The 26,831-nt window shown below is 51.8% G+C and carries 19 protein-coding genes and 1 pseudogene; 12 read left to right on the top strand and 8 right to left on the bottom strand.

Annotated elements, in window-relative coordinates:
• Position 1: 1 nt before the first annotated feature.
• The 5 genes and pseudogenes from WKR14_RS05870 to WKR14_RS05850 form a co-directional block, all read right to left on the bottom strand.
• On the bottom strand, positions 2-7,087 hold the full coding sequence (locus tag WKR14_RS05870) for an FG-GAP-like repeat-containing protein (protein WP_339087506.1): 7,086 nt from the start codon (positions 7,085-7,087) through the stop codon (positions 2-4).
• A gap of 410 nt (positions 7,088-7,497) precedes the next feature.
• A pseudogene (locus WKR14_RS05865) lies at positions 7,498-7,631 on the bottom strand (IS256 family transposase); the annotation flags it as partial.
• A gap of 85 nt (positions 7,632-7,716) precedes the next feature.
• Positions 7,717-8,625, bottom strand: coding sequence for a hydrogen peroxide-inducible genes transcriptional activator OxyR (gene oxyR / locus WKR14_RS05860; RefSeq protein WP_052248010.1), 909 nt, complete (start codon positions 8,623-8,625; stop codon positions 7,717-7,719).
• A 255-nt stretch (positions 8,626-8,880) separates the two neighbouring features.
• Positions 8,881-9,246, bottom strand: a complete 366-nt coding sequence (locus WKR14_RS05855; RefSeq protein ID WP_039033706.1) for an Hpt domain-containing protein — start codon at positions 9,244-9,246, stop codon at positions 8,881-8,883.
• 148 nt (positions 9,247-9,394) lie between these two features.
• The gene (locus WKR14_RS05850) at positions 9,395-10,315 is read right to left on the bottom strand and encodes a TIGR01212 family radical SAM protein (RefSeq protein ID WP_224867131.1); all 921 of its coding nucleotides are present in this window, start codon (positions 10,313-10,315) and stop codon (positions 9,395-9,397) included.
• 501 nt (positions 10,316-10,816) lie between these two features.
• Here WKR14_RS05850 and gltB point away from each other — a divergent pair.
• From gltB to WKR14_RS05810, 8 genes are all read left to right on the top strand, one after another.
• Positions 10,817-15,265 carry a glutamate synthase large subunit gene (gene gltB, locus WKR14_RS05845; RefSeq protein ID WP_339087505.1) on the top strand — a complete coding sequence of 1,483 codons (4,449 nt, stop codon included), beginning with the start codon at positions 10,817-10,819 and terminating at the stop codon, positions 15,263-15,265.
• 6 nt (positions 15,266-15,271) lie between these two features.
• Positions 15,272-16,678 carry an FAD-dependent oxidoreductase gene (locus WKR14_RS05840; protein ID WP_071475582.1) on the top strand — a complete coding sequence of 469 codons (1,407 nt, stop codon included), beginning with the start codon at positions 15,272-15,274 and terminating at the stop codon, positions 16,676-16,678.
• A gap of 210 nt (positions 16,679-16,888) precedes the next feature.
• A complete protein-coding gene (locus WKR14_RS05835; protein ID WP_101094921.1) occupies positions 16,889-17,581 on the top strand; it encodes a 5'-methylthioadenosine/adenosylhomocysteine nucleosidase in 693 nt (230 codons plus the stop codon).
• A 20-nt stretch (positions 17,582-17,601) separates the two neighbouring features.
• Entirely contained in the window at positions 17,602-18,591 is a 990-nt protein-coding gene (locus WKR14_RS05830; protein WP_039033680.1) for a cobalamin biosynthesis protein CobD/CbiB, read from the top strand.
• A 70-nt stretch (positions 18,592-18,661) separates the two neighbouring features.
• Positions 18,662-19,036 (top strand): DUF2721 domain-containing protein, encoded by a 375-nt coding sequence (locus tag WKR14_RS05825; RefSeq protein WP_039033703.1) that lies wholly within the window; start codon positions 18,662-18,664, stop codon positions 19,034-19,036.
• Entirely contained in the window at positions 19,036-19,659 is a 624-nt protein-coding gene (locus WKR14_RS05820) for a trimeric intracellular cation channel family protein (protein WP_039033679.1), read from the top strand. Before WKR14_RS05825 ends, WKR14_RS05820 begins: the two co-directional genes overlap by 1 nt.
• A gap of 2 nt (positions 19,660-19,661) precedes the next feature.
• Positions 19,662-20,135 (top strand): nuclear transport factor 2 family protein, encoded by a 474-nt coding sequence (locus WKR14_RS05815; protein ID WP_373296856.1) that lies wholly within the window; start codon positions 19,662-19,664, stop codon positions 20,133-20,135.
• A 94-nt stretch (positions 20,136-20,229) separates the two neighbouring features.
• Positions 20,230-20,661, top strand: coding sequence for a hypothetical protein (locus tag WKR14_RS05810; RefSeq protein ID WP_335917135.1), 432 nt, complete (start codon positions 20,230-20,232; stop codon positions 20,659-20,661).
• A 103-nt stretch (positions 20,662-20,764) separates the two neighbouring features.
• On the opposite strand, the gene tyrS is transcribed toward WKR14_RS05810, so the two are convergent.
• Positions 20,765-21,961 (bottom strand): tyrosine--tRNA ligase, encoded by a 1,197-nt coding sequence (gene tyrS, locus WKR14_RS05805; RefSeq protein ID WP_339087504.1) that lies wholly within the window; start codon positions 21,959-21,961, stop codon positions 20,765-20,767.
• A gap of 124 nt (positions 21,962-22,085) precedes the next feature.
• On the opposite strand from tyrS, the gene WKR14_RS05800 reads away from it, so the two are divergent.
• The 4 genes from WKR14_RS05800 to WKR14_RS05785 all read left to right on the top strand — a co-directional run bounded on the left by WKR14_RS05800 (position 22,086) and on the right by WKR14_RS05785 (position 25,614).
• A complete protein-coding gene (locus tag WKR14_RS05800; RefSeq protein WP_339087503.1) occupies positions 22,086-23,486 on the top strand; it encodes a peptidoglycan DD-metalloendopeptidase family protein in 1,401 nt (466 codons plus the stop codon).
• Positions 23,487-23,500: 14 nt separating this feature from the next.
• Entirely contained in the window at positions 23,501-24,610 is a 1,110-nt protein-coding gene (locus WKR14_RS05795) for an anhydro-N-acetylmuramic acid kinase (RefSeq protein WP_339087502.1), read from the top strand.
• Between the two features lie 148 nt (positions 24,611-24,758).
• Positions 24,759-25,136: a DUF2750 domain-containing protein gene (locus WKR14_RS05790; RefSeq protein ID WP_100142057.1), complete on the top strand. Its 378-nt coding sequence runs from the start codon at positions 24,759-24,761 to the stop codon at positions 25,134-25,136.
• A gap of 58 nt (positions 25,137-25,194) precedes the next feature.
• The gene (locus WKR14_RS05785) at positions 25,195-25,614 is read left to right on the top strand and encodes a hypothetical protein (RefSeq protein WP_165565990.1); all 420 of its coding nucleotides are present in this window, start codon (positions 25,195-25,197) and stop codon (positions 25,612-25,614) included.
• A gap of 62 nt (positions 25,615-25,676) precedes the next feature.
• Here WKR14_RS05785 and erpA read toward each other — a convergent pair whose 3' ends face one another.
• Positions 25,677-26,027, bottom strand: coding sequence for an iron-sulfur cluster insertion protein ErpA (gene erpA / locus WKR14_RS05780; protein WP_025010525.1), 351 nt, complete (start codon positions 26,025-26,027; stop codon positions 25,677-25,679).
• Entirely contained in the window at positions 26,020-26,823 is an 804-nt protein-coding gene (locus WKR14_RS05775; protein ID WP_101056716.1) for a DUF6776 family protein, read from the bottom strand. Before WKR14_RS05775 ends, erpA begins: the two co-directional genes overlap by 8 nt.
• Positions 26,824-26,831: the final 8 nt, after the last annotated feature.

Here is a 26,831-nt window from a genome sequence, read left to right as displayed (position 1 = left end):
TCTAATTCACCTTGATAACTGACAAGGCTGGATCTCTACCTCTTGGAATATTCTCAAAATATGCCCTCGATTCACCAGTACTGACCCAACCCCAGCCAGTTTTTAATTCAAAAACAATTTCAGGGCTTGCTATTGGCCCATAGATAGCGTCAGCTCTAACTGACCCAGTTGTACCATATGTAACAGGGAAACCACCCTTATATGACACTTCAGCATAAAAATTTGTCCCTAAGCTTCTAACCTTATCGGCAAACAACTTATGGATTCCTGAACCTCTTATCCAAGGAAGAGCACATCTAACTCCCGAACAGTTGATATCATATTCGTTTGCAGAATCTTGAGCAAGATTCCGCATCATCACAATAATTTTGGCATGTTCTGGAGAAGAAGCGACCCACATCAGCTGTTCACGATTTCGAGTTTCGCCATTGAACATTTGAATAAATGCTCCGGTTAAGGCCCCATTAGTGAATTTCCCCCCAGATATAGCTGAAGATGTTCCGCCAATAGTGGCAGCTGCAACTACCCTATGTATTTTATATGTATTTAAACCAGACACATCCCCTCGAGCAATAGCTGAGTTGGCGCTCCCATCGCCACCGATATCATTAATCATTGGCTTAAATGAGGCGGTAACCCCTGCTGCTATAAACCCATGTCCGAAACTACCTCCCTGCAGTTCTGAGCTAATCCCTCCAACTATCGCATTTGCTGCAATATTTTGCGGACTCCCTGCCTGTCCCCACCATGAATGGTTACCTATTTCTGATAGTATATAACCAGTTGCATATGTAATCACACCGGACTTAAATGCAGATCTTAAGCTTCCTGTCGCATAAAACGCCCTATCAAAAGCAAAGTGTGCTGATGCCAGTTGACCGAAGACGGGAATGTAGTTCAACCCTACTTGGACTACATTAGCAAGCGCCTGGTTTTTTGAAAAAATATACTTGTGAGTGTGATAACGACCATCAATTTTCCCCAAAGCTTTATATAGTTTCTTGAAGAAATATCCACTGGGATCAGTAAAGCTCATCGGGTTATTCAAAACATAACTATAACGGTTATAGCTTTGTGTATCGGTTGGCGCTTGGATATGCGGATCGGCCTGCAAGAAACGTCCTATGGTGGGGTCATAGATACGCCCATTCATATGGATAAGATTCAGGTTATCTATACCTTCATGCCCGGTATAACCTTTGGATGCCGCGGGCGCGATATAATCATTCAACAGTGAATGGCTATAGGCGGCGGTTTGTTTACCCCAAGGGTCATAGGTAAACTGCTGCACCACATTACCTGACTTATTGGTAATCGTCGTGGTTGAGCCTTGATGATCTTTGTGCAGGTAAAACTCGTCAACAGTGTTATTACTACGCTTGGTTATCACCAAATTGCCGACATACAATTTTTGCTCGGTGAGTGCCGGTTTGTTGCCGCCGCTACGGGTGACTTTCTCATACCCCCCGACATATAAGGTGGTGAGATAGCTTGTCACTCCCGCTTCAACTTTAACGTCGTAACGCTCGTAGCGTTGCCGGTTGGCATCATACTTAAAGCGGGTTGATTCCCCACCTTGAGTAATGTTGGTGACCAAATCGTAAGAACTGTAAGTGAAACGGCGACTGCCATCCTGGGTGATATTGCCATTCTTATCATAAACCATCACATAGCTGGCTTGACGGGCACGACTACACTGGGCGCCATTTTGCGTCCACCCCGTTGGACAGCTGTAGGTTATAGGGGCAGTGAGTGTTCGATCACAAGCGCTCCCTGAAACAGACCAGCCAGCGGGACAAGAATAAACAGGCGTCTTTGTTGCCGCTTGTGATAGCGTCCGCGTGCAGTTAGTGCCGCTTAATGTCCAGCCCGCATCACAGTTATAGACCTGTTTAGGTGTGGATTGATACGTTTCTGTACACTCCCACAGACGGCGCCCTCCTCCCATTGGTTCACCACCACCGCATACAACCCCTGCTCCTGAAGGTTTAGTTGCTGAAACTATGGTGAAATCTCGAGAGCACTTACCCGTTGATGCATTTAAGTAGCCACCTTTAGGACAAGTTTGTTCGGTTTTAACCTGTGCAACTTTGGTTTCCGTTTTAGAACAAGTTGTACCGGAAAGAGTGTAACCACTGGGACAGCTATAGCTGTAGCTTAGCGATGCTGATTGAGTTTCACTCTTTTGGCAGGTTGTGCCTGCCGCATTGAGCGCATAACCTGTTGGGCAGGATTTACTTACAGGTGTTGTTTCAAGCGCACCACAGCCTCCTTTACCACAAATATCTAATAAACGGTAAGGGTTGGTGCTATCGTAGCGGTAATCACCAACACCGGTTTTAAAGGTGATATTGCCCAAATCGTCATATTGCATCTCATGGGTGGCTTTAAAGTCTGATGGCAGACTCGTACCACCGGAGTGGATACTGACGGTACGCTCATACAGGCGATACAAATCATCATAGTGATAGTTTTCGCTGAATGTGGCTGGAGCCGAAGACAGGTTGTGCTGACGGTACTCCAGGTTACCTACAGTATCAAAGCGATAGTCAAGTTGATGGGCTGTTACTCCCGCAGTGGTCAAATTGATACCGCTAACCCAACCAGTGCTTGCATCAAAAACGGTTGATTCCTGGGCACCATTACCATAACGCACCTGCTCCACCTGCCCACGGGCATTCATTTCGGTGATAGTTTGATATGCCTTACCTGTTTGTTGGTCGGTACGCTTGAAAAGGTATCCCTGAGCATTGTAGTGATTGACAACCGTCAGCAAGTTATTGGGGTATGTCTGAGTCGCCGCTCTGCCATGGCTGTCATAGCTAAAGCGATGCTCATAGCTACTACCTGCTATGCTTGTCTTGCTGCTGGCCAACCGGCCGGCACTGTCATACCCGCTCTGCTTGCTGTGCACCCAGCCGGTTTGAGAGCAATTGGACACAACGGTGTCGAAACGGGTTTCCGTAATAAGTAAACCGGCGGTTTTGCTGCCTTTGTTACCATAGGTCCAGCAAGAGGTGCCATCTGGCTCAGTTTGCCTGACCTTACGCCCCAGAATGTCATAGTAGATAAAGCTGGATTGGGATTTGCCATTGGTCTGTGACAGCATTTCGCCAAAGGCGTTATAAGTGTAGCGCCACTGTCCCTTATCAATGTCCTTGGTGCTGATTTTGCGGCCGTAGGCATCATAGCTTGCCTCGGTGCGCAGCAGCTCTTGTCCCGATGCTGAGGTGATAAAACTTTTCACCAGCTTGCCACCAGCATCATAGACAAACTCCAGTTCGTTGCCGATATCATCAACAACTTTAAATTGCTCACCCATGGCATTGGAGACAGCGCGCTTTTGCTTGCCATTGGGGTCTATCGTCAGCGTCTCAAATCCCAGATATTGAATACTGGAAACACCACCGTTGGGATTGGTTTGGTTGATGACCCGACCAAAGTGGTCGTACTCTATTTCGGTGTAATAGGCACTGATACCGGCAAAAGCGGGTTCATATTGTCTGACAGGCCTTCCCTGCGCATCGTAGCTGGTTGCAGTAACAATCCATTGCCCATCAAAACCCTGCTTCTGCTTACCGACTTCACGGCCATATTTATCTGTGATGACTTTGGATTGAGGCGCACCGGCCTTGGTCTTGGTGGTAACCAAATGGCCATGACCGAGAGGTGAACACCCGGCATCACAGGTGGCATACTGATAGCTTGTTGGAACACCATCCGGAGTGACTTCCCGCACCAGCCTTCCCCACTTGTCATGGTCCTTGGTCAGTTTGCGACCATTGGCATCAGTCACGGTAATTTGAGTGATTTTACCCGTTACCTGGTCTGCAGACTGACCATTGTAGGTATAGGTGCTGCTGTCGCCTGCCGCGTTGGTCACTGTCTTGAGCAGACGCCCTCTGGCATCGAATAGATAGCTCATCTGTCTCGACTGCTGGGTGTTGCCGGCGGCATCTACGCCTCCGGTGACCCGCTCTGTCAGGGTGTTGCCGTAAATGTCATAGGTTTTGCCGGTAGTCAATTTGTAGCGATTGTCATTTGGCGATACCGTTGAGTTCATCAGCAAACCGTTATCGTAATAGCTGAATGCGCTCTCGGTCACTATCGCCTGAACCTGCTCTCGCTGATTAAAGCGTGATTTAGTCACCCTGGTATGACTCAGTCGCCCCTTGGCTTCGCCGCCACCTTGACCATCATACTGGTTAACCGTCTCGACCCTTGAAACCAATTGATTGGCTTCAAGGTCAGTTACATCCGCTTTAATGGCAATGGCATTTCCCCAGTCGTCGAACTGAGTCTGGGTGTTTGTCTGCGTTAACTCCCTTACCCCCCCATCGCTGCCATATTGAGAGGTACGCTCCACCACGTTTTCTTCAACCCGGCTATAAATGCCGTCATTGCCTCGCTGAAAGCTGTATTCATTGATTGCCGAGTACAATGTTTTTCCCTGATAGGTTTGTTTGGTTGCCAGGGGCAAACCTATTTGCGGGAACAACTGATGATAGATAGTCTCGGTCACCACCTGAGTCTGATTGTCTATGGTGCGTAATAACTCAAACCCGGCCGGGCCACGCCCCAAACGGTTTATCAGCAAGCCGCCATACTCATAGTTAACGGAAACCTGGCTGCCATCCCCGGTTTCAGTGGCAACTTGCTTAACAACTTTTTGCGGCGGAATAAGGGAGAAGTTACGACTGTTGTCCAGATAACTGGAAACCTGAGTCTTATAGACACTGTATTCGCCAGCAGACTTTTCCGTCAACGACGCGTAAGTCACCCTGGTCTTGACTCCAAATCCGTCGGTAATCCCCTTGATGGTATTGTGATATGCATGGCTCTTATGGGTTAACCTTTGCCATTGACCGTTACTGAAATAGACAATATCCAGTTTTCCACGACCATCGATATCCGCAAAATTCAATGGTTGATCGGACAGGTAATTGATTGCGCCATAAGTGGTCCATGAAGTTAACTCGGGGTTGGAGTGATACACCAACGCCTGAGACGAGGTATGCTGAACCACCATTTCGGCTCTGCCATCACCCGCGATATCGATAAAATAGGTTTTGTACTTCTGAGTATCGGAAGTAGTAATGCCCGTATCCATTCGAGGCAAGAAACCATTGCCATCTGACAGTTGAATAAACCATTTATTATTATTGACATAGGCAATGTCCGACAAGCCATCACCATTGAAATCGGCACTGCGTAGGGTATTGGCGATATTGATATTATTGTGTGGCCCCCGGTAAATTTTCTGCCGTCTTTGATAACTGGAGCCAGTCGAGACATAAAGATTCCAATACTCGTAATCACTGACAGACCAAGTACCTCTGATATCCAGACGACACTCATTCTCGGTCACTCCCGAAATCACTTTGCCGCTACCGGAAATACACACGGCCTCCCGCTCTCTAACCTCCAACATAAAGTCGGTGAGTCCATCACCGTTGATATCCATAAAGGAGCTGCCAAAACCTCGACTGGAATGCCACTGGTGAACACTGGTGTTGTGCCCAACTTCAGTACTGGGAAAGCTATAAAGACTTTGCGCCGCAGCAAAACTTCCATTTCCCAGATTGCGATACCACTTGATGGCGCCACCATCGATGAAGATGATGTCTTCCAATGCATCACCATTGACATCGGCAACCAGCGCTTTGCCTTCAAGCCCAATAGCCTTACGCCCCAAATCCTTGAGCGTGTAATTCACTACACGCTCAACATCCTCACATAGCTGAGTACCACGGCCATTTGGCTCACACACAGTGTGCTGATAAGTAGAAGGTTTAAAAGACAGAATTTGCCAATTGGCGGTTTCACTGTTGGCCACCAACAAGTCACGCTGGCCATCACCATCATAATCTATGGTTTGGGCATAAGCCGCCTTAGCGGCTCCGGTCGAGGCCATCGCCTGTTCAATACCCGACTGAATACCACGCTTGTACCAACGCCCGCCCCGTACATAAACGATATCTGATAAGCCGTCGCCGTCCATATCAAAAAACTTGGCGGTGTCGTTGTTACCGGACGGAATATTCAACGCCCGTCTGCCGGAAAAGGGTTGATAAGCAGGGCCAGCAGATGCACCCGGCGGTCTGTCCCACTCAAAGGTTATCGGTGTGCTGCAGTCGGTTTGGGTTTGACCAATACAGGCTTTAACCTGCTCAAGGTAATCATGCTTATCGCTGGAAGTCGCCTTGTGATACGTCAGGTAATAGGTTTTGTCGACTTCGTCATCCAGCCTCACCTCAATCTTTTGCAATTGCTGCTTTATCGCAACAGAGGTGCCATAGGAATAACCATACTTTGGGTAACTAAGGGGGGTATAGATAAATCTGACCTGATTATAGGGAACCTCACCATTGCTGTGCCCGGCGTAATCGATGCTTTTCAGGTATTGCTCACCGGCGATGTTTTCATAGTGATAACTAATGTAATTACCTACAGAGTCCTCAATGGCCTTCAGACTCCAATGATAAATCACATCACTGTTGTTTTGAGATACGGACCGATAACCATCTCCGGATGATGAGGTGCCATTCACATCCAGAAACTGCTTCCCGGAAACCTCATCCACATCGCCATAGAAATAGATGTCTCCCGATTTGGTTTCAACCTTGAAGGCCGCTGGGCCGCCGCCAGGCGCCTGGCCAATCACAGTAACCACGGAGGCATCATCCAGCTCCTTATGGTACTCGGCGCCATTTAGACTATGGGTTCCGGCGGTTAAAACCAGACGAGCACCGTCAAGGCAGTAACTGTCCTTGTTGGTAAGCTCTACACCTTGTAAATAGCCATCCTGTTCAATGGTTTTTGGACAGCGGCTGATGGCAGAAAGCCCCTGAATCCCCCACCCCAATCCCATAATGGCTTCGCCGCTACCTGATGAATAACTCAGCTCTACGGCGGGCTTTAGTTTACCTCTGGCTGCGGGAGTATCTATGGGGATGGTATATGTTGCCGCACCTTGCTCACTGACCCGAAAAGCGCCACTTAAAGGGGCAGTGGATGATGCGTGCACTGTTGATATTGTTAGAACTGCGAAAGAAACCAGCAAAATAAAACGGGGGAGCCAACGCATAATGACAAACACTCCATGTTTAAAGTCATTCCACTTGTACAATCATTATCAATGATCATCCAACACAACAACAGGCAAAAAGTCAACACCCAAAACAAACCGCCCTCAAAAAACCAACAAACACACCAAACAAAAACCAAATAAAACACCTATCCATCACCCACAACTAAAACCATCAATTTAAAAACAATGTGCAATAAGGAGTTATAAAAGGAAGTTAGGTGAATAGTTGAATGGAGTCTTACTCTTACAATAATAAGTATGTCCATCAGGTAAGATGACTTAGGGAATCGTCCCTAGTTTGTTTTCACAACGCTATATTGATGGTAAAGATGAAGCTCATCGTCAAGTAACATGCTTTACGGATTATATTCGAAGGAGGTGTTCAAAATTCTGTGTCACGTTAAAAATCACAGCGCAATGTAGGTTTCCTGTCGCTCTTCAAAATGGATGAACAACTGAGGCAACGTCAAGCTCCAGTTTTGAATCGGTGTAACTACCGCTCTTGAGCTTTCAATATACCTGCGTAGAGCAGTTTGAGTAAACGACTCTACGCAGAGCCCCATCCTGCAAGGCTTTTCTAAGATATCATAGATGTATTTTCTTACTGTTACGACTTGAATCCAAGCCTAAACCTGCTGCTGAAGCAGCTGCTGGATCTCCAGCCCCAAAGTTCTGAAAGTCAGGATCCGGCTGGTAGTCTGACGCCATACCAGACCTATCTCACGATATGGAGCCTCCCCTGGAGGGCTCATCACCGCCAGATCTGTGTCTTTCAATATCCCGGCATCTATTGCCATCTGCGGCAGGAAAGTCGTACCCAATTTACTGTTCACCATCTGTACCAGAGTGTGCAAACTGGTGGCCGCAAAAGGGTTGACCTTGGCGCTGTCACCCAGTTGGCAGGCACTGATGGCATGACCGGTAATGCAGTGCTCACTCTGCAACAGAAAAATACTCTCATCCGGCAGCGCCTGATAGTCCACCGGCTCATGAATATCGGCAGATAAGTCCTTGTGCACCACCATCTTGAAGGGATCTATACCCACTTTCATGCTGTGATAGCCGGAAGTATCAGCAGGCAGAGCCAACAACAACAGATCCAACTCGCCCTTACCCAAAGCTGTCAACAAACGCTCTGTGGTGTCCTCTTTGAGCAGCAAACTCAGATCCGGATAGGTCTTCTGGCACTGCTTAACTACACGGCTCAGCAGGAACGGGGCAATGGTGGGAATACAGCCAAGTCGGATCTCTCCAGTCATAGGCGCACCCTGGTTTTTCACCAATTCCACCAAGTCATCGACATCGGTCAGAATTTTCAACGAACGCTGTACTACTTCTTCACCGATAGCGGTAAACATAAAAGACTTATGATCCCGTTCAATCAGCTGATAACCCAACTGTTCTTCCAGATTTTGGATCCCGCTGGACAGCGTCGATTGGCTAACATGGCACACCTTGGCTGCCCGGTTGAAGTTCTGTTCCTGATGCAGGTTCACCAGATAATAGAGATTTTTCAAACTGGGTAAGTGTTTCATTTTGTCGATTACCAATTGAGTAATGCATTAGAAAGTTCTATCTAATCTAACACAAAAAGTCTGTCGAGCAGCAGTATCACATCAGGAGTGTGACCGAGGCGATAAATCATCCCCCAAGATATCTATCACTGAAGCGGAAATAGCAGAGAACCCAAGCCTTGACGGCTAAGGTTCAGGTAATAGAAAAGGGGTAGTAACGGGAGTTTCTGAGTACCTTGACTGCGCCGGAGCTTCTCTCCGGCACCCAAGGCTAATTTATGCTTTGGCTTCGAGGAAAGACTTGAGTTGCTGCAGATCTGCACCGGCATGTTCAACAATAACCGCCAGCCACTCTTTATGCCCGGCTTCCCAAGCGGCTTCTTCACCGTGTTGCAGCTGCTGTGCGGTTTGCTGGATCCGCTTTAATCCCACAGAACCGGCAGCACCTTTAAACTTGTGAGCCTCGGCGCACAGGGTATCTTTATCTCCGGCCGCTTCGGCCTTTTGCAAATTCGCCACGTACTCAGGCAACAACTGTTCAAATAACACCACACTCTTGAGTAAGGTGCCGGCACCAATAGCACTACAGTACTGCTCCAGGGTATTGAGATCTAAGATAGTATCCAGTTCAGTTGTGGCCATGAAGGCGCTCCTCAAATGTGTCAGATTTACCACATCATACCCGCTAAAATTACCGGTGCAACTTATAGGCGCTAAACAAGACAAAACTTTCCCGGATTTAACATTGGCGATACAAAATCCGGGCACAATAGATACAATGATTTATAGGCTATTGATTTAAATTGATTAAACTAGAACCTTGCCCGCCCTTGGCCGCCAACTCATCCACCAGTGCTACCAAGCCTATCCAGCGCTGAGCGCACCAATCCGGCGCCAGCAACACGGGACGGCTGGCATAAGCGGTCACCCGATGAAACACTATCTCTTTTGGCGTGTGACGGATCAGTTGCGCCGCACTGGTAACATATTCGTCCAGTGTCGGTGGCTGCAACCTACCTGCTTCCCAGGCCTTGGCCATGGTACTGCCGGCTACTATATGAAGGGGATGTAATTTAAGGCCATCGACACCGGCGTTTAACACTGCTTCCAGCGTTTGTTGATGTTCAATCAGCCCTTCTCCCGGCAGTCCGAGGATCAGATGAGTACATACCTTGAGTCCGCGACTGCGGGCGCGGCATACAGCATCCTGGTAAGCGGCAAAGTCATGACCACGGTTAATTCTTTTCAGCGTGGCGTCGTGAGCTGTTTGTAAACCCAGTTCCAACCAAACTTCACTGCCGCTTTGTTGATATTGCGCCAGCAGATCCAGCACCCTGTCCGGTACGCAATCCGGGCGGGTACCGACACACAAGCCCACCACCTGCTCGCTCTGCAGCGCCTCATCGTATTTACGCTTCAGTTCGGCATACTCTTCATAGGTACTGGTATAAGCTTGAAAGTACGCCAAAAACCGCGAAGCCTTAGCCCGCATCTTCTGTTTGCCGGCCTCGAGCTGAGCCGCAATCGACAAGTCGGTTCCATGTTCATGACTGAAAGAGGCGACATTACAGAAAGTGCAACCACCGCGCCCCAGAGTTCCATCGCGATTGGGACAGGTAAAACGCGCATCCAGGGTCAGCTTTTGTAACCGTTGACCAAAGTGTTGACGGCAGTATTGACCAAAGGTAGTGACAAAGTCGTCCAGTCCCATTTGCTTCTCTCAAAAAAGTCGCCAGTCTAACGACTCCCATTCAGGGCCGCTCTGCTCCAGGTCAATTTATGTCACAAATGGCTGCTACTTTTGCCGGTGATCTATGATCAAACCGCTTGAGCGCAAACCGCTCCCAGATCACACTTTTGTGAATATTTAATCATTTAATGCAAATTTTTAATGTAAACGCCAGCGAGACCGGAAATCAGTTTTTCTTCTTTAAGGATAATTCGAGGCCTCTTGTTAAAATTAGGTGAACAGAAAACAGGGGCAAAGTAGATTTTCTTTTCATTCATAGTGTTATACAGCGCAATCCTCAGTTTACGTTAACGTAATGCAATTGAAGATTCCGTATGAAACACCCCAAGATTCATCAAATATATGCAATATTTAGGTTTGACCTTTAGCAAGTCTCAGGATAATTTGAATGGTTCGGGTGCATATCTATAGAGTTTGGTACTCTCTCCCGAGTAGTAATAGTGATGTTAAGGGAGGTTTTGTATGAGCTTGTATCATCCCAGTTTCGAGCGGGATAACTGTGGTTTTGGATTAATAGCCCAAATGGATGGCGAAGCCAGCCATCGCATTGTTCGCACGGCAATCCATGGCCTCGACCGCATGAAACATCGTGGTGGTATTGCAGCTGACGGACGCACTGGCGACGGTTGCGGTTTGCTGATGCAAATGCCCACAGGATTCTTTGAAGCCATTGCGGCCGAACAGGGCTGGCATCTCAGCCGTAAGTTCGCCGTTGGTATGCTGTTTTTAAACCAAGATGAAACCCTGGCCGCCGAAGCCAGAATATTGCTCGAACGGGAACTGGAGAAAGAAACCCTGAGTATTGCCGGCTGGCGCCCGGTTCCGGTCAATCCGCAAGTGCTCGGCGAGATAGGCAAGTCCAGTTTGCCGCAAATTTGGCAAGTGCTCATCAATGCTCCCATTGGCTGGCGAGAAAAAGATCTGGAGCGGCGCCTTTATATGGCTCGCCGCCGTCTCGAGCAGCAATTAAGCCAGGATAAAGACTTTTATGTCGCCAGCCTCTCCGGCCAGGTCATTGTCTACAAAGGTTTGATGATGCCGGCCGATCTGCCGGCCTTTTATCCGGATCTGGCCGATATTAGGCTGCAAAGCTCTATCTGCCTGTTCCACCAGCGCTTCTCGACCAACACCTCACCCAAGTGGCCACTGGCACAGCCGTTCCGTTTTCTGGCCCACAATGGCGAGATCAATACCATCACAGGTAACCGTCAATGGGCTAGGGCGCGGGCCTACAAGTTCAACTCACCGCTGCTGCCTGACTTGCAGCAGGCCGCCCCGTTTGTCAATGAAACCGGCTCAGACTCGTCGTCGCTGGACAATATGCTGGAGATGCTGCTGGCCGGCGGCATGGACCTGTACCGCGCCATGCGTTTGCTTATCCCGCCTGCATGGCAGAGTAACCCCGAGATGGATGAAGAGCTCAAGGCCTTCTATGACTTTAACTCCATGCATATGGAGCCCTGGGATGGCCCGGCCGGGATAGTCATGACCAACGGTCGCCACGCTGCCTGCGCGGTTGATCGCAATGGGCTGCGGCCATCACGCTATGTGATCACCAAAGACAGAATTCTCACTCTGGCCTCGGAAGTGGGTATCTGGGACTATGGCCCGGATGAAGTGATTGAAAAAGGCCGGGTCGGCCCGGGTGAGCTTTTGGTGCTCGACACCCTAAGCGGTCGTCTTTATCAGTCATTCGAAATTGATAACGACCTTAAACGTCGTCACCCCTATAAGGAGTGGATGGCGAAGAACAGCCAGACTCTGGTGCCGGCTGAGCAACTATCGCCGCAGGATCAGGGCGTCAGTGAATTCAACCAGGGCACTTTGCTGCAGTACCAAAAGCTGTTCGGCTACAGCCGTGAAGAGCTGGAGCAAGTTATCTGGGTACTGGCCAGCAAAGGCGAAGAAGCCACCGGCTCCATGGGCGACGACACCCCGATGGCGGTACTGTCGAAGAAACAGCGCTCGCTGTATGACTATTTCCGGCAAAAATTTGCCCAGGTCACCAACCCGCCAATCGATCCGCTGCGGGAGAAACATGTGATGTCGCTGGCCACCTGTATCGGCCGCGAGCAGAACCTGTTTAACGAAACCACGGGACACGCCTATCGGGTGATGTTCAACTCACCTATCTTGTTGTTCAGTGACTTCAACCAGTTGCTGAGTCTGGACAGCACCTATTACCGTGCCAACAAGGTTGACCTTAACTATCCGGCCTCCGAAGGCCTGAGTCAGGCAATCAAACGGATCACGGATGAAGCCGAACGCCTGGCACGCACCGGCACCACCCTGATAGTGCTCTCGGATCGCGCCGTCAGCAAAGACACCCTGGTCATTCCGGCCGCCATGGCGGTAGGTTCAGTGCAGCAGATGCTGGTGAACAAGAGCCTGCGCTGTGACACCAACATCATAGTGGAAACAGCCTCGGCCCGGGATCCGCACCATTTCGCGGTACTGCTGGGCTTTGGCGCTACGGCCATTTACCCCTATCTGGTGTACGAGTCCATTGCCGAACTCGCCAAGCGTCATCAGGCCGAGGATATCGTCAATCTAATGCTCAACTTCCGCTACGGCATTGAGAAGGGGCTGCGCAAGATCATGTCCAAGATGGGGATCAGCACAGTCGCCTCCTATCGCTGCAGCCAGCAGTTTGAGGCCATAGGCCTGGCCGACGAGGTGATTAAGCAATGCTTCAACGGCGTGGTCAGCCGTATTCAAGGTGTGGGTTTCGATGGCATAGAAGCCGATCAGCAACTGCTGAGTCAGGCGGCCTTCCGCCCCCATGTGCCGCTGCCGCAAGGCGGTTTGCTCAAGTACGTTGAGGGCGGCGAATACCACTGCTTCAACCCGGATGTAGTCAACACACTGCAACAAGCCCTGAAAGAGATGGATTACCCGCTCTACAAACGGTTTGCCGAGTTGGTAGACCAAAGGCCGGTTGCCACCTTGAGAGACCTGCTGAGCATCAAACAGCAGCGCGACAGCATAGCGCTCAAAGATGTGGAAGGGGCCAAGACACTCTTCCCCAGATTCGACAGCGCCGCCATGAGTATCGGCGCCCTTAGCCCGGAAGCCCACGAAGCGCTGGCCATCGCCATGAACCGTCTCGGCGGCCGCTCAAACTCGGGCGAAGGTGGCGAAGATGCCCGCAGATTCAACAGCGAGCGCAATTCGGCCATCAAGCAGATAGCCTCTGGCCGCTTTGGGGTAACCGCCCATTATTTAATTAACGCCGAAGTGCTGCAAATCAAGGTTGCCCAGGGCGCCAAGCCCGGTGAAGGCGGTCAGCTGCCCGGTCATAAGGTCAGTGTTGAAATCGCCGGCCTCAGACATGCCCGCCCGGGCGTGACGCTGATTTCACCGCCGCCGCACCACGATATCTACTCTATTGAGGATTTGGCGCAACTGATCTTCGATCTCAAGCAGATAAACCCCAAGGCGCTTATCTCGGTCAAGCTGGTCTCTGAGCCGGGCGTTGGCACCATAGCCACAGGGGTCGCCAAGGCCTATGCCGATATGATTACCGTTTCCGGCTACGATGGCGGCACAGGCGCCAGCCCGCTGACTTCGGTCAAGTATGCCGGCAGCCCCTGGGAGCTGGGCCTTGCCGAAGTTCACCAGTCTCTGGTGGCCAATGGTCTGCGACATAAAATACGCCTGCAGGTGGATGGTGGTCTCAAGACTGGCACAGATGTTATCAAGGCAGCCCTACTGGGCGCCGAGAGCTTCGGCTTTGGCACTGTGCCCATGATAGCGCTCGGCTGCAAATACCTGCGTATCTGCCACCTCAACAACTGTGCCACCGGCGTTGCCACTCAGGACAAGACCTTGAGAGACAAGCACTATCATGGTTTGCCCGAGCGAGTAATGACCTACTTTGAGTTTGTCGCCGAAGAGGTGCGTGAATGGATGGCCAAGCTGGGGGTCAGCGAGTTTGAGCAATTGGTAGGGCGCAGCGATTGGCTGCAGGCCATTGAAGGCCAGACCGCCAAGCAGCAGGGGCTGGATTTGGGCCCTATCCTGTTCAAACCCACAGTATCGCCAAGCACCAGTTTGACCTGGAAAGAGACCAATACGCCGGCAGATCCCGGCAGCCTGAACCAGGAACTGCTGGCCAAGTGCGCCGAGCGTGCCACCAAGGGCGAAGGCTTCGATATCTGCTTCCCCATCAATAATACCGACCGCTCGGTAGGCGCCGCGCTTTCGGGCCATATCGCGGCAACCTGGGGCGTAAAAGGCTGTCCCAAGCCGATAAGACTCAGCTTCAACGGTAGCGCCGGTCAGAGTTTCGGGGTCTGGAACAGCCCCGGACTCGAGCTGTCACTGTGCGGCGACGCCAACGACTATGTGGGTAAAGGTATGTCCGGCGGCAAGATAGCCATCTATCCACCGCTCGGCAGCGCCTTCCAATCCGAGCGCAGCGCCATTGTCGGTAATACCTGCCTCTATGGTGCCACCGGCGGCAAACTGTTTGCGGCGGGACGGGCCGGTGAGCGCTTCGCGGTCAGGAACTCTGGGGCATTGGCGGTAGTTGAAGGGGTCGGTGACAACGGCTGTGAATATATGACAGGCGGTATAGTAGTGGTGCTGGGGACCACGGGCGTTAACTTCGGCGCCGGTATGACTGGCGGTTTTGCCTATGTGTTCGACCAATTCGGCCGCTTTAGCCGTAGGGTCAATACCGAACTGGTCGATACCCTCAAGCTGGAGATGCCCATTCATCAACAGCACCTCAAAGGGCTGATAGAGCAACATGTGGCCGAGACCGGCAGTGAACACGCCAGTGCCATTCTCAGTGAGTTTGACAACTGGCTCGACTGTTTTGTCCTGGTCAAGCCCAAGAATATTCAGGTTTCGGATCTGCTCAAACTGGAACAACCGAGCCCGGAACTGGCCGTAAAAGCGGGGTAAGCGAGCATGAGTAACGATTTTCAGTTTATCGAAGTGGGTCGTATCGACCCGAGCAAGCAGGCTATCGCACGCCGCAAGACTGAGTTTATTGAGATTTACCAACCCTTTGCCCAGGCGCAGGTCGACCAGCAGGCCGATCGCTGCCTGGACTGTGGTAACCCTTACTGCGAGTGGAAGTGCCCGCTGCACAACTATATCCCCAACTGGCTCAAGCTGGCCAAACAGGGACGTATCCTGGAAGCGGCAGACCTGGTGCATGAAACCAATACCCTGCCGGAGGTCTGCGGCCGAGTCTGCCCGCAGGACAGGCTCTGTGAAGGTGCCTGTACCCTGAATGATGACTTCGGCGCCGTCACCATAGGCAATGTGGAAAAGTACATCACGGATACCGCCATCGCCCAGGGCTGGCGCCCGGACATGAGCCAGGTGACACCCAGAAGCGAGCGGGTCGCCATCATAGGCGCGGGGCCGGCCGGTCTCGGCTGCGCCGATATCCTGGCCCGCAACGGGGTCAAGGCTGTAGTCTTTGACAAATATCCTCAGATAGGCGGCCTGCTGACCTATGGCATTCCCGCCTTTAAGCTCGACAAGTCCGTGATGGCTACCCGCCGCAGCGTGATGGAAGGCATGGGGATAGAGTTCCGCCTCGGCGTCACTGTAGGCCAAGATATTCCCTTTGCCGAGCTGCTGACCAACTTCGATGCAGTGTTCCTCGGCATGGGGACCTATAACGCCATGCAGGCGGGCCTGCCCGGTGAAGAAGCTGAAGGGGTTATTCAAGCCCTGCCCTACCTGATTGCCAACACCCGTGAGTTGATGGGGCAAGCCGATCCGGCGCAGCCCTACATCGACCTCAAGGGCAAGAAGGTGGTAGTGCTCGGCGGCGGTGATACCGCCATGGACTGTGTGCGCACGGCGGTGCGCCAAGGCGCCGAGTCGGTTATCTGTGCCTATCGCCGCGACGAAGAGAATATGCCGGGTTCGCGCCGTGAGGTGCAAAATGCCCGCGAAGAAGGAGTCGAGTTTCTGTTCAACCGCCAGCCGGTGGCGATTGCCACAGACGATGGCAAGGTCAAGGGAGTCGAATTTGTTGAAACCGCGCTTGGCAACGCCGATGCCAGCGGTCGCCGGCGTCCTGAGCCCATCCCGGGCAGCGATCAGTTGCTGGAGGCTGACGCCGTGATTGTCGCCTTCGGTTTCCAACCCAGCCCGGCGCCCTGGTTTGCCGAGTTTGATATCGCCCTGGATCAATGGGGCCGGGTAAAAGCTGAAAAAGAAGCGGCCAATCCATTCCAGACCAGCAATCCCAAAGTGTTTGCCGGTGGTGATATGGTCAGGGGTTCAGATCTTGTGGTCACCGCCATCGCCGAAGGGCGCGATGCGGCACTTGGGATCCTCAATTTCCTCAGCTGACAACTCAACACTTTGAGCGCATACGGGAACCCACCTCCCGGGTGCGCTTTTTTTTCATCCAACCGCCACACTTCAAATAACACGCTTGCGACTGCCTTGGACTTGTCGTCCCTACAAGTCGCAAGCAGCTGACTTGTTCGCACCATCCTAGGCTTGTGCTATATTAAGCCGCCCTCAGGCTCACTCAAGACATTTAAAGAAGGTTAAGCCATGAAAATCGGTATTATCGGCGCCATGGAGCCGGAAGTTGCTCACCTGATTGCCTCTTTGGAAAACCCACAGCACAGCAAGGTTGCCGGCATTGAATTTGTCAGCGGCACTCTGGTTGGCAAAGAAGTCATAGTTACCCGCTCCGGCATAGGCAAGGTTGCCGCCAGCATAGCGACCAGTCTGTTGATTGAAAAGTTCGCCCCGGATGCAGTCATCAATACCGGCTCGGCCGGTGGGTTTGTCGATGCGCTGCAGATAGGTGATATAGTGATTTCCGATGAAGTCCGCTACCACGATGTCGATGTCACCGCCTTTGGCTATGAGATGGGCCAGATGGCGCAGCAACCGGCAGCCTTTATCCCGGATCCCAAATTGATGCTGGCAGCCCAACAGGCCATCGCAGGTTTGGGAGAGGTCAAAGCCATTGAAGGCCTTATCTGCACAGGTGACAGCTTTATTTGCGATCCCGAGCGCACTGCCGTCATGTTAAAACATTTCCCCACCATGGCGGCCTGCGAAATGGAAGGCGCCGCCATTGCTCAGGTATGTCATCAGTTCGGCGTGCCCTTTGTGGTGATCCGCTCTCTGTCCGATAATGCCAACAACGACTCTCCGGTCGACTTTGATGCCTATCTGGTCAAGGCGGGGCACCACTCGGCCCTGATGGTCATAGGCATGCTGCATCACCTTTAATTTAAGGAGCACCAGAGCCCATGAGTCTGCCCTTTTGCGAGCAGCTGCTGGCCTTAGATGGCCCCCTCATACAGGGGTTTCTGGTGCTGTTTTTTTCCTTATTACTGGCACGTTTGGCGCCGCTGCCCCAGGCTTTTCAACCCCTGGCCTGGTTGAGCCATCTTGCCAGGTCACTGGCCGCCAAGGTCAAACGGGGCGACAGAGACGAAAAGCAGCAGCTGATTGCCGGTTCACTGGCCATTTTACTGCTGGTACTGCCATTTTGGTTAATCATCACCTTTCTGCTGGAACTGGCTGCATTCCCCTGGTTCTTTGAGTTTTTGATCCTCTATCTGTGTCTCAACGACGCCTGTTTTATTCAGGAAGCCGAAGAGATATACCAAGCCCTCAGGCGGGGAGATAAAGCGGCCGCCAGAGAGTTGCTCGCCCCCTGGGTTGCCCGCGACACCGCCGAACTGTCCGAGGCTGGCATAGCCAAGGCCACTATAGAAAAGCTGGTGACCACTCCCATTCACGGCACTGTTACCGTGGTGTTTTTCTTCTGTCTCGCCGGCGCGCCCATGGTGCTGCTGGTGAGAATGCTCAAACAATTGGAACAGAGCTGGTGGTGTCTGGATCCACAATACCGTTTCTTCGGTCGCCCCGTTTTTCTGGTCAATCAAGTGTTATTGTATATTCCGGCGCAGCTGTGGCGTTTTACCCTGGCGATTCAAGGTGGTCCCCAGACATTAAAACTGCTTTGGCAAACACCCCATAGCCGCTTTCCTATCGGCTCTAATTTCCAGGTGGCAACCATGGCAGCATTTGTACTGATGACAGAGCTTGGCGGACCACAAAAATATTCCGGCATCAAGGTACAGGTGGAGAAAATCGGCCCGGGGCCCATAGCGGATCACAAGACCATACCCAAAGCGATTGCGCTGACCTTTCGCACCTTCACCATCTGGTTTGCTTTTGTGATCTTGTTACCTCTGATTTGGGTTTTGTTACGTTATTCACAAACGCTTTAAATTATTCAATTTCTCCTTATAATGCCTTCATTCCCCGCTTGACACTGAGAAGACTGCCGTGCTGGACAATATGCATATCTCTTTGACGACCCCGGCATTGCTGTTTCCGGCCATTTCCCTGCTGCTGCTGGCTTATACCAATAGATTTTTCTCACTGGCCGCGCTAATTCGCACCTTGAGTGGCGGCGATAAACCCGTTGCCGCCGAACAACTGAAAAACCTGCGCCGCCGCATCGTTATCATCCGCCGCATGCAGGAGGCAGGTGTCACCAGCTTCGCCCTGTGTGTGCTGTGTATGATTTTTATCTATCTTGGCTTTAACACTACAGGCTCGATGATTTTCGGCGCCAGTTTGCTGTTATTGCTGTATTCCTTAATCCTGTCGGTGATTGAAATCCGTATCTCGGTCGATGCCCTCAACATTCATCTCAAAGAGATGGGTTAATGACATTGTGGGTCTATAGCCTGGATCTGTTCGGCACCGCAGTATTCGCCCTTTCCGGCGCTTTGGCTGCCGGCCGGCACAGGATGGATCCTTTCGGCGTTTTGGTACTGGCAGCGGTCACTGCCATAGGTGGCGGCACCCTAAGAGACACCATTCTGGGCGCTCCGGTATTCTGGCTTCATGACCACAACTATCTCTACGTGATACTACTGACCGTGGTACTGACCTTGATTCTGGTACGCCGCCCCTGGCGTTTGCCCCCATCTAGCCTGGCCATAGCCGATGCCGTCGGCCTGGCGCTCTTTACCGTTATCGGTACCCAAAAGGCCCTGACTCTGGAGTTTGGCGCCCTGATAGCCGTAGTCATGGGCTTGATCACAGGAGTGGGAGGAGGCATTATTCGGGATCTGCTTTGCCGCCGGATCCCCATGGTGTTGCGTACCGAAATCTACGCCACAGCATCTATTCTGGGCGGTCTGGTGTACACCTGCAGCCTGCAGTTAAAATTCGAAGCCGAGGCGGCGCTGATGCTGGCTTTTTTCACGGCTTTGATAATTCGCCTGGCCGCCATACGTTGGCACCTGTCGTTACCCGCGTTTGACCTAAAGACCAAGAGAGATTGATTGTGCGTTATTTGGTGTTGATCCTGGCATTGTTAAGCCCACCACTGCTGGCCAACAGCGGCGATATGCCGCCGGAACAGCAGATGGCCGTACGCTATATCCATGCTCTGACCACTCACGACTATGATGAGCTGGCGACCTTTTATAATCGTGACAGCGTCTTCAACGACCGTACAGCAAACCGCAAATACACGGGCGGCAGACATATTATAGAGTTTCTGGAGCGGGCCCACCGCGGCGTACTCGAGTATCGATTCAACATAGAGCACATGTTCAACTCAGGCTCTCTGGTGGTAATGATAGGCAACTACCACTATAAGGGGCCGGGAGAACAGTTTGGCAAGCCCGGGAAAATTATTGATATCGCCATCCCCGGAGTGACCACGTTAAAGCTGGATACCCTCAACCACAGGGTGAAAGAACATATGGATCTGATGGACTATCAAACCATGGTAGATCAACTCTCGGCTCAGTAATCCAGCTCGCCGGGAACCCGGCCTGTTTTTTACTGTCCAATTCCTCTGAGTGCCAACAGCGAGATCAGGGTTCACTCTGATCCGAGAGGTAAAGATGAGTCGCTTATCCGTACTGGCTGCCCTGCCCCTGTGTTTCCCTCTAATGACTCAGGCCCAGGCAGCATTCAATGCCGAAGAAAAGTTTGAACCACCTCTGGTGGTTTCCTACGCCGCACAACCTATAAACCGTTTCAATCAAAAGCTGATGCAGGCGCAACATCAACAGGCTCCCTGGAGTAACAATCCCGAAGGGATCAGTCGCCACTATTCTGGCTCAGCCTTTAAGTTTGTACGCATCAGCCACTCTCACGGCAAGACCTTAACCTATAATGTCAGCACCCAGGAAGGACATCCGCAGATGCTGCTTATTCTGGCGCTCGATAACAATGCCGGAGACTGGTCAGTGGAAAAAGCCGTGCTCAGTTGGCGCTGCCAGAACAAGGTCTACTTTGGTACCGACAACTGTAGCCCGCCTCACGACCACTGAGCCTGATACAGGTAAGAAAAAACCCGGCAATGCCGGGTTTGGTATTTTACGCGCTCAAACAAATGCTTAAATTTAGCTACCTTGGAATTTAGGTACCTTGAGTTCAGGCCAGTGTTACCTTGGCAAACTTACGCTTGCCAACCTGGAATACCGCGCAAGTGCCGGCGTTCAGTACCAGCTTGCTGTCTTCAAGCTTATCACCATCCATCTTCACCGCACCTTGCTTGATCATCCGCATGGCATCGGAAGTGGAGCCAACCAGACCGGCTTCTTTCAGCAGATTGGCAATCGCCAGTCCTTCACCGGCTTCCAGAGTCAGCTCGGGAATATCGTCCGGCATGGCCCCCTTTTGGAAACGATTGATAAAGGCTTGATGGGCGGCCTCGGCAGCTTCTTCACTGTGGAAACGGCCAATAATCTCTTTCGCCAGGGCTATCTTGATATCCCTGGGGTTGGCACCGGCTTCAACATCAGCCTTAAACTGCTCAATTTCAGTCAGTGGACGGAAAGACAGCAGCTCCAAATAACGCCACATCAGCTCATCGGAGATGGACATTATCTTACCGAACATCTCATCCGGAGCTTCACTGATACCTATGTAGTTACCGGCGGACTTTGACATCTTCTTCACGCCGTCCAACCCTTCCAGCAACGGCATCATAATCACCACCTGTGGCTTCATGCCTTCGGATTTCTGCAGCTCGCGGCCCATCAGCAAGTTGAACTTCTGATCAGTACCGCCCAGTTCGACATCGGCATTCAATGCCACTGAGTCATAGCCCTGCAGCAAAGGGTACATGAACTCATGGATAGCAATCGATTGACCCGAGGCAAAGCGCTTCTTGAAGTCGTCACGCTCCATCATACGGGCCACTGTCTGGCGGGAGGCCAGGCGGATCATACCGGCGGCACCGAGATCTTCCAGCCAGTTGGAATTGAACTCAATCCGGGTCTTGGCCGGATCCAGAATTTTAAATACCTGCTCCTTGTAGGTTTCGGCGTTGGCCAATACCTGCTCACGGGTCAGAGGTGGGCGAGTGCTGTTCTTGCCACTCGGGTCGCCAACCATACCGGTAAAATCACCGATAAGGAAGATAACCTCGTGTCCCAGGTCTTGGAACAGTCTGAGTTTGTTGAGAATGACGGTATGGCCTAGGTGAATGTCCGGTGCAGTCGGATCAGCACCCAACTTGATTTTCAGTGGCCGACCTTCTTTCAGCTTTTCCAGCAGATCTGCTTCGAGCAAAACCTCGTCGGTACCACGTTTAATTTCCGCCATTATTTGTGCTAAATCAGCCATCTCGCCAACAACTCCCAAGGCTCTTCAAATTTAAAGAGACTTATGTTACTTGTTAGCCAGCCTAAATGAAAGTGTGTACACTAAGGCAATATGCCCAAGAATTAAGAAATTGGTATCAGGGTCGATGGCAAAGCTTATAACTCTCTTCAAACTGCTGCCCAGAAAGCACCAAATCCTGCTTAGTATTTTTACTACCATAACCCTGATAACCCTGTTGCTGCCCTCTGACGAAGCCGAGGCATCGAAAAACAGCGCCGTTCCGGAAACTCATGTTCGTTACCAAGTGCCTCTGGCCTTTCGTACCCCCACTTCACCTACGGCCCAGCAAGTGGTTGAAAGCGGGCAAGATCCCGAATCAGAAGCCGCCGCCGAGGCGTTGACAGAGAAACTCAATCAACAGGCTAAAGCCGCTCTGACAGTTCAGGAGCAAACCAGCCCGGCGATAGCCGAGCTGGAACATTTCGAGATAAAGAGTGGCGATACCCTGGCGGCGCTCTTCAGTCGCGCCTCACTTACTGCCAGAGAAGTTCACGACATTACCCAGCTGCCGCTGGCGAAAAAAAACCTGTTGAAAATCATGCCTGGTGACGAAGTCGCCATAGGTAAAAACGCCGATGGCGAATTGCAAGAGCTCAGATACCGCCTTGATGCCATCTCAACTCTGATAGTCCGCAAACAGGGCAAAGGTTACGAAGAAGAACTGGCAGTAAAAACCGTTGAGACCCGGGATAAGTTTGCCCGCGCCAGCATCAAGAGCAACTTCTGGAATGCCGGTGTCGAAGCCGGACTGACACCAGCGCAGATTATGCAGTTGGCCACCATATTCGGCTGGGACGTCGACTTTGCCCTGGATATCCGCGAAGGCGACAGCTTTGCCCTCATGTACGAAGAAGAATATGCCGATGGTGAGTTTCTGCGTAACGGCAACATATTGGCCGCCGAATTTATCAACCAGGGCGAGCGTTACACCGCGGTAAGGTACAAGGATGGCAACTACTATTCCGAGGAAGGCCGCAGCATGCGCAAAGCATTCCTGCGCTCTCCGGTTGACTTCAAGTACGTGAGCTCCAACTTCAACCCCCGCCGCCTGCACCCTGTTACTGGTCAGGTGAAGGCTCACCGTGGGGTAGATTATGTTGCCGCTATAGGCACTCCCATCAAAGCGGCCGGCAGCGGCCGGGTCACCAAGGCAGGTTACAACCAATACAACGGCAACTATGTGTTTATCAAACACAACGAAACCTATACCACCAAATACTTACACCTCAACAAACGTAAGGTTAAACAAGGTGAAAGCGTCAAACAGGGACAGATCATAGGTACTCTTGGCCGCACAGGAAGGGTAACAGGCGCACATTTGCACTATGAGTTTATCGTCAACGGTGTACACAGAAACCCGCGCACTGTGGATCTCCCCAAGGCCGAAGCGATAGCCAAGCGCGAACGTGTCGCCTTCCAACAACTCAGTAGCCAATTGATGGCCACTCTGCTGCGCAACAAACAAGTTCAGGTTGCGATGCAATAACAGGGACAGCATAGATGAATTCAGGATACTTTATTGGGCTGATGTCCGGCACCAGCATGGACGGCGTTGATGCCGTATTGGTGGACTTTAGCAAGGATCAACCCAAGTTGCTTGGCCAACATACAGAGCCGCTGCCCACTCATCTGTTCAAGGGCTTGCAGCGTCTGTGCCAACCGGATACGGATGAAATCAACCGTTTGGGGCGGCTGGATCGCACTGTGGGCAAGGTGTTTGCAGCCGCGGTCAAGCAACTGCTGGCCAAGACTGGGGTGAGTAAAGAGCAGGTCTGTGCTATCGGCAGTCACGGCCAGACAGTACGCCATATGCCCAACCTGGAAGTAGGCTTTACCTTGCAGATTGGCGACCCCAATACTATCGCCGCCGAAACCGGTATAGATGTTATCGCCGACTTTCGCCGCAAGGATGTCGCCCTCGGTGGCCAGGGTGCTCCCTTGGTGCCGGCATTCCACCAGCAGATATTCTCACGCCCAGGTATAAATCGCTTCATTCTCAATATCGGCGGTATCGCCAACATCACTTTCCTGCCCGCCGATAACCGGGAGATCCTTGGCTTTGATACCGGCCCGGGAAACACCCTGATAGACGCCTGGAGCCAGCAGATAAGACAACTGCCGTTTGATGAAGATGGCCAGTGGGCCGAAAGCGGCAACAGTTCGGCGGAGTTTCTGACGCAGTTGTTATCACACCCCTATTTCTCGCTGGATTATCCCAAGAGCACGGGCAGAGAGCTATTCAACAACGCCTGGTTGGATCAACAACTGGCGCTGTTCAGCCATCTACCGGAAGAAGATATTCAATCGACACTCTTGGATCTCACCTGTCACAGCATTGCCAGAGACATAGCCAAGCTGAGCCCGGATGGCGAAATCTATGTCTGTGGTGGCGGCGCGCTCAATGGCGTATTGATGAAACGCCTCGGGGCCCAGTTACCCAACCACAGCATAGCCACTACCTCAGCTTTGGGTATTGATCCCAAGTGGGTGGAAGGCATAGCGTTTGCCTGGCTGGCGCTGCGCCACTATCAAGGCTTACCGGCGAACCTGCCGGCGGTAACCGGCGCCAGCCGCGAAGCCGTGCTCGGTGCCCGTTTCCCCGCCGCCTGAGAGCAGATTGGCTTCAACCAGGCAAAGCCGAAAAACAGGAATTAGCCATTGCGCCCTGCGGGGCGCTTTTTCTTGCCTGCAAGCGGTGTTAACATGCCGTCAATTTTGGCCGGGCGCAGTGCCCTGGCCACCGAGATGAGATGTCACCATGAGCAAGAAACAAATCCAGGCCCAGTTCGCCGGTATGACTCCGGAAGGCCGCTACGATTTCCTGGTAGAGCAGGTCAAAGAGCACAAAGAGTTGTGGGTATTACAGGACAATGACGGCTGCGTGATGCTGACCACGGACGATGAAGACTGTATTCCGGTTTGGCCCAGTGAAGAGACGGCTTCTCTGTGGGCCGAGGATGATTGGCAGGATTGTCGGCCGCTATCCATCGGCCTGGCCGAATGGCTGGAGCGCTGGGTGCCCGGTATGGAAGATGACGAGCTCTATGTTGCCGTCTTCCCAATGCTGGAAGATCTTGGCGTAGTGATCCCGCCACATGAGCTGGAGCAGCGACTGGCGCCCAAAACGCGTCACTGAGTCGATGGAGCATGATTCAATAGAACATGATTCAATAGCGCACAAGGAGCGCCGCGAGATGAGCCAAACCGCCACAGAAAGCTACGCCATTCCCAAACGCCTACTGCTGCTGATGCTACTTTATATTGCAGCCGCGGTCAGTGGTCTGATTGCCGGTCAAGGCGTTATCTTTTGTCTGCTGACGCTGATCATGGTGTTGGCGGTATTAGCGCGCCATCAAGCCGGCTTATGGGCACTGCGACTCTATACCTTGGTGCAGCTCGCGCTGGTGAGTTTCTTGCCCTATATTCTGGATCAGGGCGACAGTGTAGCTACTGGGCCTAACTCACTCAAGATCACAGGGTTTGAGCTCAAGGTGCCGGACTGGGCCATTTTCAGCTTTCTGATAGGCTTTTGCATGCTGCAGGTATGGATAGCCTTTACCCCTAAGGTCAAAGCCTTCTTCAAGCGTAAGATGAACTTCAACCTGATGCAGTAACCGGCCTTGCGCCCACAAAAAAGCCGTCCCAGTGGACGGCTTTTTGCTGCTTTGCTTCTCGGTTATACCGAGAAGCTGGCCCCACAGCCACAGGTGGTGGTGGCGTTTGGGTTTTTGACGAAGAAACGCGAACCTTCCAGCCCTGAGGTGTAATCCACTTCACCGCCAACTAGGTATTGCAGACTCATGGGGTCGACCACCAGCTGTACTCCCTGTTTTTCCACAGTGAAATCGCCTTCATTTACTTTTTCATCAAAGGTGAAGCCATACTGAAAACCTGAGCAGCCGCCGCCCGTGACATAGACCCGCAGCTTCAGCGCACTGTTCTGTTCTTCTTCCAGCAAGGCCTTGACCTTGGTTGCCGCCGCATCGGTAAACTGGATGGGCATAGCTGATTCAGCTTGTTCAGTCATTACTACCTCTTACATCTGTTTGCTGTGGCAGATTATCTGTTACCTGACTATTTTGTTCAAGTATTATGCCGGGATCTTTTTCGCCCTCAAGCAACTCAGGCAAGCTGAAACTTTGTTCGGTTTCAGCGCCTTTGCTCCAGCGACTCGCTGGCACAACGACCTTGGCTTTCATCTGCTGTAACTCAAACCCTTCAGGCAGGGTAAATTCCGCTTCCAGTACCTGAAAGTACTTGAAGTTAAATGCCAACTTGGTGTCCACCAGTTTAGCTAAATTCAGTTCGACTTGCTTGCCCTCTTGCATGCCAATGAGAAGTATCTCACTTCTTCCCTTGAGCGCCTGCTTGCGCTTTTGCAGCTGGGTCAGCACCAATTTGAGGCGAAACTGTCCAGCTGTGGCTAGAGGCATCAATTCCAAACCATGAATAGCCACCCCTTCGGCATTATGCTCTGGCGCCATGATGCTGCGGTAAAAGGCCAACTCACGCTCAAGCTCCTGCTGCTTTTTATGCTGTTTGTTGAACAGCTGCTGCATCTCCTCATTGGCTTCTTTAGCCAGGCTCAGCTCCAAATTGCGGCTCGCCAACTGCTGCGCCTGCTCCTGTAACTCGATCTGCAATCTCTGACTCTTGCCATCGTTTCGTTGAAATTTGACTTCAGCAGGCGGAATAAAAAAGTGATAGCTGAGCAGTCCTGTCAGAAAGGCCACCATGACCAAGAGCAACAAATACAGACTGGATGGACGAATATTTCGCTCCATCACTTGCAGGCGATCGAGCCAGCGATGATAATTTGCCATTAACTAAC

The sequence above is a fragment of the Shewanella chilikensis genome, assembly GCF_037953065.1.
In the GTDB taxonomy this organism is placed as follows: domain Bacteria; phylum Pseudomonadota; class Gammaproteobacteria; order Enterobacterales; family Shewanellaceae; genus Shewanella; species Shewanella chilikensis.
This window is presented reverse-complemented; position numbering and strand designations above follow the sequence as displayed.

Bases quoted from the DNA above. Each gene is read 5' to 3' on its own strand.
- WKR14_RS05870 (WP_339087506.1), bottom strand. From the start codon at position 7,087: ATGCGTTGGCTCCCCCGTTTTATTTTGCTGGTTTCTTTCGCAGTTCTA.
- oxyR (WP_052248010.1), bottom strand. From the start codon at position 8,625: ATGAAACACTTACCCAGTTTGAAAAATCTCTATTATCTGGTGAACCTG.
- WKR14_RS05855 (WP_039033706.1), bottom strand. From the start codon at position 9,246: ATGGCCACAACTGAACTGGATACTATCTTAGATCTCAATACCCTGGAG.
- WKR14_RS05850 (WP_224867131.1), bottom strand. From the start codon at position 10,315: ATGGGACTGGACGACTTTGTCACTACCTTTGGTCAATACTGCCGTCAA.
- gltB (WP_339087505.1), top strand. From the start codon at position 10,817: ATGAGCTTGTATCATCCCAGTTTCGAGCGGGATAACTGTGGTTTTGGA.
- WKR14_RS05840 (WP_071475582.1), top strand. From the start codon at position 15,272: ATGAGTAACGATTTTCAGTTTATCGAAGTGGGTCGTATCGACCCGAGC.
- WKR14_RS05835 (WP_101094921.1), top strand. From the start codon at position 16,889: ATGAAAATCGGTATTATCGGCGCCATGGAGCCGGAAGTTGCTCACCTG.
- WKR14_RS05830 (WP_039033680.1), top strand. From the start codon at position 17,602: ATGAGTCTGCCCTTTTGCGAGCAGCTGCTGGCCTTAGATGGCCCCCTC.
- WKR14_RS05825 (WP_039033703.1), top strand. From the start codon at position 18,662: ATGCATATCTCTTTGACGACCCCGGCATTGCTGTTTCCGGCCATTTCC.
- WKR14_RS05820 (WP_039033679.1), top strand. From the start codon at position 19,036: ATGACATTGTGGGTCTATAGCCTGGATCTGTTCGGCACCGCAGTATTC.
- WKR14_RS05810 (WP_335917135.1), top strand. From the start codon at position 20,230: ATGAGTCGCTTATCCGTACTGGCTGCCCTGCCCCTGTGTTTCCCTCTA.
- tyrS (WP_339087504.1), bottom strand. From the start codon at position 21,961: ATGGCTGATTTAGCACAAATAATGGCGGAAATTAAACGTGGTACCGAC.
- WKR14_RS05800 (WP_339087503.1), top strand. From the start codon at position 22,086: ATGGCAAAGCTTATAACTCTCTTCAAACTGCTGCCCAGAAAGCACCAA.
- WKR14_RS05795 (WP_339087502.1), top strand. From the start codon at position 23,501: ATGAATTCAGGATACTTTATTGGGCTGATGTCCGGCACCAGCATGGAC.
- WKR14_RS05790 (WP_100142057.1), top strand. From the start codon at position 24,759: ATGAGCAAGAAACAAATCCAGGCCCAGTTCGCCGGTATGACTCCGGAA.
- WKR14_RS05785 (WP_165565990.1), top strand. From the start codon at position 25,195: ATGAGCCAAACCGCCACAGAAAGCTACGCCATTCCCAAACGCCTACTG.
- erpA (WP_025010525.1), bottom strand. From the start codon at position 26,027: ATGACTGAACAAGCTGAATCAGCTATGCCCATCCAGTTTACCGATGCG.
- WKR14_RS05775 (WP_101056716.1), bottom strand. From the start codon at position 26,823: ATGGCAAATTATCATCGCTGGCTCGATCGCCTGCAAGTGATGGAGCGA.